This window comes from Actinosynnema sp. NPDC023658, from assembly GCF_040639995.1.
GTDB lineage: Bacteria > Actinomycetota > Actinomycetes > Mycobacteriales > Pseudonocardiaceae > Actinosynnema.
Map to the genome: position 1 here is coordinate 1 of NZ_JBFAAX010000383.1, position 5591 is coordinate 5591.

General features: G+C 72.1%; 6 protein-coding genes. 4 read left to right on the forward strand and 2 right to left on the reverse strand.

The features are described from left to right. The first annotated feature begins 94 nt into the window (after nucleotides 1-94). The gene (locus AB0G02_RS27030) at nucleotides 95-706 is read left to right on the forward strand and encodes a DUF4865 family protein (RefSeq protein ID WP_360798902.1); all 612 of its coding nucleotides are present in this window, start codon (nucleotides 95-97) and stop codon (nucleotides 704-706) included. Between the two features lie 22 nt (nucleotides 707-728). Here AB0G02_RS27030 and AB0G02_RS27035 read toward each other — a convergent pair whose 3' ends face one another. Beyond that, nucleotides 729-2111, reverse strand: a complete 1383-nt coding sequence (locus AB0G02_RS27035) for a hypothetical protein (RefSeq protein WP_360798905.1) — start codon at nucleotides 2109-2111, stop codon at nucleotides 729-731. A 166-nt stretch (nucleotides 2112-2277) separates the two neighbouring features. Then, the gene (locus AB0G02_RS27040; protein WP_360798908.1) at nucleotides 2278-3558 is read right to left on the reverse strand and encodes an RICIN domain-containing protein; all 1281 of its coding nucleotides are present in this window, start codon (nucleotides 3556-3558) and stop codon (nucleotides 2278-2280) included. A 259-nt stretch (nucleotides 3559-3817) separates the two neighbouring features. Here AB0G02_RS27040 and AB0G02_RS27045 point away from each other — a divergent pair, with 259 nt between their 5' ends. The 3 genes from AB0G02_RS27045 to AB0G02_RS27055 form a co-directional block, all read left to right on the forward strand. Continuing rightward, on the forward strand, nucleotides 3818-4375 hold the full coding sequence (locus tag AB0G02_RS27045; protein ID WP_360798911.1) for a TetR family transcriptional regulator: 558 nt from the start codon (nucleotides 3818-3820) through the stop codon (nucleotides 4373-4375). Then, nucleotides 4372-5265, forward strand: coding sequence for an aldo/keto reductase (locus AB0G02_RS27050; RefSeq protein ID WP_360798914.1), 894 nt, complete (start codon nucleotides 4372-4374; stop codon nucleotides 5263-5265). The genes AB0G02_RS27045 and AB0G02_RS27050 overlap by 4 nt, the downstream gene beginning before the upstream one ends. 29 nt (nucleotides 5266-5294) lie before the next feature. After that, nucleotides 5295-5591 (forward strand): alcohol dehydrogenase catalytic domain-containing protein (locus tag AB0G02_RS27055; protein ID WP_360798917.1); only part of this gene is annotated, 297 nt, incomplete at its 3' end.

Sequence of the window (5591 nt, forward strand, 5' to 3'; positions counted from 1 at the left end):
CGAGCAAGCGGTCGACGGTGTGCTGGCCATGCTCGCCGCACACCGGTAGGAACCCCGGGCCGACCGGGTCGTCCGTCCACACAGGAGGAAGCACTTGTACGCCAAGCAGTACGAGATCACCCTGCCCGCCGACTACGACATGCGGGTCGTCCGGGAGCGCGTGGCCCGCGGCGGTCACGCCCTCGACGACCGCGCCGGACTGGCGCTGAAGGCGTACGTCATCCGGGAACGCGGGGTCGCCGGCTCGCCGGTCAACCAGTACGCGCCCTTCTACCTGTGGCACGACACCGGCGCGATGGCGCACTTCCTGGTGGGCGGCGGCGGTTTCCAGAACATCATCCGCGACTTCGGACGCCCGACCGCACGGCACTGGACCGGCGTCGCGTGCCACGCCGGGCCCGCCCGCACCGCACTCCCCCGCGCGGCCTCACGCCGCCTCACGCCCGTCCCCGTCGACGAGGACCGCGACGGCACCGGTCTCGGCTTGGCCGAGTTCGTCGAGCGCGAGGTCTCGCAACTCCACGCGCTCGCCCGGCGCGACGACGTCCACACGGCCGCGCTCGCGCTCGACCCCCACGACTGGCAGTTGCTGCGGTTCGTGCTCTGGCGGGACGTCGCCGCCGACGAGGAGGCCACCGAGCGCTACGAGGTGCTGCACCTGTCCGCCCCCGGCCTCGCGGACCTGCCGGAGGGGCGCACCTGGTAGGGCGCCCCGAACCCCGGCCCGCTCAGTCGTGACGAGGGCCGAGGAGCGGCGTGGCGACGACCTCCAACACCCGCCAGGCGTTGCGCCACGCCCGTTTCACGGTGTCCTCGACCCGGGCGTCGGCCAGGAGGGTGACCAGGTACGGCCGGAGGTCGCCCAGCGCGTACTGCATGAACACCTCGGCGCAGAACTCGTCGAACTTGTCCGCCTGGTAGGACCGGCGCTGCTCGGGGGACAGCCGGTTGCCCTTGGGATCGCGCCACAGGTCCAGGCAGAGCAGGTGCTGCCGGTGCCCGCGCAGGATCAGCCAGGCGTGGTAGAAGGCCTTGGCGTGCGACGACATCCGGTCCCAGTAGACCTGGAGCTGCCGGATCTCGTGGCCGTCCCGGTGCAGGTCCTTGGTCTCGTACGCGCCGGACGGCAGCGGGTCGTACTCGGAGGCCAGGTGCGCCACGGTGCCGGTGCCCAGCGCGGGCGGCATCGGGTGGTCGTCCAACAGGGTCGACTCGAACAGGGCGTGGCCCGTCTCGTGCACCAGCAGGCGCACGAACGCGCCGGGCGGCGTGACGCTCAGCCGGGACATGTGGATGACGCGATCCCCCGGTTCGTACAGCCCTCCGCCGCGGCTGTCCGCGCGGGAGGAGTTGAACACGATGGTGCAGTTCTTCGCCGCCAGGTTGCCCCAGAACTCCGGGTAGACCTCCAGGAAGTGCTCGCAGGCGGCGGCCTGGGGCAGCGAGATGTCGAGGTCCGGCGCGCGCATCCGGTCGCACAGCAGGCGCAGCTTCGGCTTGGCGGCGAGCAGGGTCGACAGGACCACGACGTGAGGCTCGTGCGGGTCGACGGTCGCGTTCCCGTCGGAGAACGCCAGGAAACGGGTCCTGACGTCCGCGACGGGCACTCCCAGGGTGGCCGCCGTCAGGCCGTAGCCGCCGCCCGCGATGATGAGCTGGACGATGCCGGCGTCGGTGGTGTCGTCGATCGTCACCGCCAGGTGGTCCGGGTCGAAGGCGGTGAACAGCGCGCCGTCGGCCGTGTCGTGCGGGACGACCGGTGGTGGGCTCCCGCCCGCCGGCGCGGAGCCCCGGTCCGCGTCCACGTCGTTCGTGATCGACTCGAACAGCCGCAGCGCCTGCCCCCGCACGGCGGCCCGCGCCTCCGCCGTCGGCGCGGCGGCCATGTCGGCGAGCATGCCGTCCAGGTCGAGATCACCCAGGCCGTCCTCCGCGGTGATGTCGTCGTCGACCGACGTCGACACCGCGTGGGTCGCGGGGCCGTCCGGCACCAGGTCGACCTGATCCGGGCCGTCCAGCTGCGCCAGCAGCTCCTCGAAGCTCAGCTCGCGCCGCGCTCCCGGTCCGCCGCTGCCCGTTCCCCGAGCCGAGTCGTCCCCGTTGGGCTCCACGACGTCCCCCTGTTGTCGCAACCGTTGTCCCGATCGGGGGACGGTAGCCCAGGGGTCGGCGCCCACCTCCGCACTATGCGTGGTCGACGCTCACGATCAGGCCACGACGAGGAGTCGCGGGGCGCCGCCCGCTGATCGTCCGAGCGGCGCCCCGTCACGTGCGGGTTCAGCCGCGCACGCGGGTGAAGCGCTGGTTGGGGCTGTCGTTGTAGGTGTACTGGGAGATCCGCGCGCCGTCGGCGGTCGACTTCTCGAACACGTCCATGGCCAGGCCGGACTGCCGGTTGATCAGGCTGATCACGTCGCTGCCGTGGTCGATGACCTGCCACTGCTGGCTCGTGGCGCCGGTGTCGGGTTGCTGGGTGATGTCGGCGCCGTTGCCGTTGCCCGCGACCTGGAGGACCAGACCGCTGTGCCTGGCCTTGAGCCGCACGTAGCCGCCGCCTGCGTCGATGAACTCGAACTGCTGGTTGGTGCGGCCGTTCGCGGTCCACTGGACGAGCCGGGCCCCGGCCGCGGTCGACGCCTCGTAGATGTCGGCCGCCTTGCCGCTGTGCTGCGCGACCAGGCTGTAGGCGGACGACGTCGAGCGCAGGGACGAGGCGAGCGCGATGCCCTGGTCCCGCAGTGCCCCGGCGACGACCTCCGCGATGCGGGCGGCGCCTGCTGCTTCGAAGTGGGTGTGGTCGTTGCAGAAGAAGGCGCCGACCGCGCCCTGCGTGTAGTCGCCGTTGTTCGGGCACAGGCGCAGCGAGTTGTACAGGGCGACGCTGCGCTGGTGCAGGTCGATGACCGGCACCTGGTCGGCTTGGGCCTGCGCGATGGTCTCGTTGACGAAACCGCGGTTGCCGACCGCGGTCGAGCCGGAGCAGGTGATCGCCGCGACCGGGGTGACGTAGACGGGCTTCACACCGCGCGCCTTGGCCTCGCTCGCCATGGTGGAGAGCAGTTGGCGGTACCGGGTGGTGCCCACGTGGCGGGGGCAGCTGGAGTCGCCGTCGTTGATGCCGAACTGGATGATCAGCCAGTCACCCGCCTGCATGCCGTTCGTGGAGAGCATGTCGGCCCAGCGCGAGGCGTAGGTGCGGGGGCTCACGACGCACTCGCCGGTGGAGTCCTTGGTGCTCTTGACGTTCGACTCGTAGAGCCAGGTCTGGATGCTGCGACCGCCCACGGCGTTGTTGACGACCGTCACGTCGTCGTTGAACAGCCGGTCGAACTCCCGGCCCCAGCCGACCGGGCAGGTGCCGCTGCCGTTGGCCATGGTCGAGTCGCCGGCCAACCACACCTTGAACGGCGCGGCGGCGGCCCCCGCCCCGGAGTCGGCCTGCGGTGCGGCGCACGGTGCGGGTGCGGGCGCGGCCTGCGCGGGCACCACCACGGCCGCCATCGCGGCGAAGGTGACCGCCGCGACCGCCAGGTACCGGATCCGTGAAGATATCCTCATTGATACTCCATGTCGTTTTTCAGCAGGACGATCGGCGGACCGGCGACGCCACCAGTACCGGATGGGAACAGTCGCCCCGGATCGCGATCGCGGTCAACAGCCGCATCTCGTATGGAACGCCCCGGTCGACGCCCGGATCGAGCCGTGGTGAGGCTCGCGGGTCGACCTGCCCGCGCACGTGCCCTTGATCACCCGTAAACAGAATGACGGTTCTGCTACCGTTGCTAGCAGAACCAAGATTCTGTTTACGGGAGGTGCGGTGCCCCGGCTCACCGACGCGCGCAAGGAGCTGCGCCGCGCCCAGATCACCGAGGCGGCCGTGCGGTGCTTCGGGCGCAACGGCCTGGAGCGGACCTCGATCGCGGACATCACCGCGGAGTCCGGGTTGTCGACCGGGTCGATCTACGCGCACTACCGCAACAAGGCCGACCTCATCCAGGACAGCGCCCGCACGGCGCTGGCCAAGCACGCCGAGGTGCTCGCCGGGTACGCCGCCGAAGCCGTCCCGCCCGACCCCGACGAGCTGCTCGCCCGGTTGGCGACCGGGCTCGACCCGGCCAAGGCCCGGTTCGCCGTGCAGATCTGGGGCGAGGCCACCACCGACCCCGCCATCAGCGACATCGTCACCGACATGGTCGACCGGCTGCGGGAGATGCTGCGCGACTGCGTGACCGCGTGGCTGGTCGGGGTCGAGGGGCGCGAGCCGTCCCGAGCCGCGGAGGAGGCTGGCCCGATCGCGCACCGGGTGTCGGCGCTGTACCTCGCGGAACTGCTGCACACCGCTCTGCGCTCACCCGTCGAGGAGGCCCGTTCATGATCAGCCGGACCGCACCGTTCGCCGGCCGCCCCGTCCACCGCGTCGGCTACGGCGCGATGCAGCTCGAACGCCTGCACGACCGCCGCGACGAGGCCGTCGCCCTGCTGCGCCGGGCGGTCGAGCTGGGCGTCGACCACGTCGACACGGCCGAGTTCTACGGCTTCGGCTTCGTCAACCGCGTCATCCGCGAGGCGCTCCGCCCTGAGGACGGCGTCCTGGTCGTCACGAAGGTCGGGGCCGTGCCCGACCCCGGCGGACCGCTGCCGCTCAAGGTGGCGCAACGGCCCGAGCAGCTGCGCGCCGCCGTCGAGGACAACCTGCGCGGCCTCGGCGTCGAACGGCTCGACGTGGTCAACCTCCGCCGCCTCGACACCGGCCCCGGCCTGCGCGCCGAGGGCGACCAGGTGGTCGACGTCGACGACCAGCTCGCGGTGCTGACCGCGTTGCGCGACGAGGGCAAGGTCGGCGCCATCGGCCTGAGCAGCGTCACCCCGGACGTCCTGCGCCGCGCCCTGCCCGCGGGCAACGCGTGCGTGCAGAACGCCTACAGCCTCGTGTCCCGGGACGACGAGGATCTCCTCCGGCTGTGCACGGCCGAGGGCGTCGCGTGGGTGCCGTACTTCCCACTGGGCGGCGCGTTCCCCGGCGTGCCCAAGGTGACCGACGAGCCGGTGGTGCACGCCGTGGCCGAGTCGCTGGGCGTCACGCCGTCCCAGGTCGGTCTCGCGTGGCTCCTGCACCACGCGCCGAACGTGCTGCTCATCCCCGGCACCGCCGACGCGGCCCACCTGGAGGCCAACGCGGCGGTCGCCGGGATCGTCCTCGACGCCGAAGCCCTCGCCACCCTCGACGCGGTCCGGTCGCGCTCCAACGACGTGCCGCTCGGCTGAACGCCGCCACCATCCACAAAGGACTGAAGATGAAAGCGATCGTCCACCGCTCCCACGGCGGCCCGGACGTGCTCGAACTCGTCGAGCGCGAGCTGCCCGAGCCCGGTCCGGGCGAGGTGCGCGTGCGGGTCGCCGTGTCGGGGGTCAACCCGGCCGACTGGCAGGCGCGCTCCGGTCCCGCCGGTCCGGGGAACTTCCCCGAGATCACGCCGCACCTCGACGGCGCGGGCACGATCGACGCGGTGGGCGAGGGGGTCGAGGCGAGCCGGGTCGGCCGGCGGGTCTGGGTCTTCATGGCCGCCGCGGGTCGTCCGACCGGCACCGCC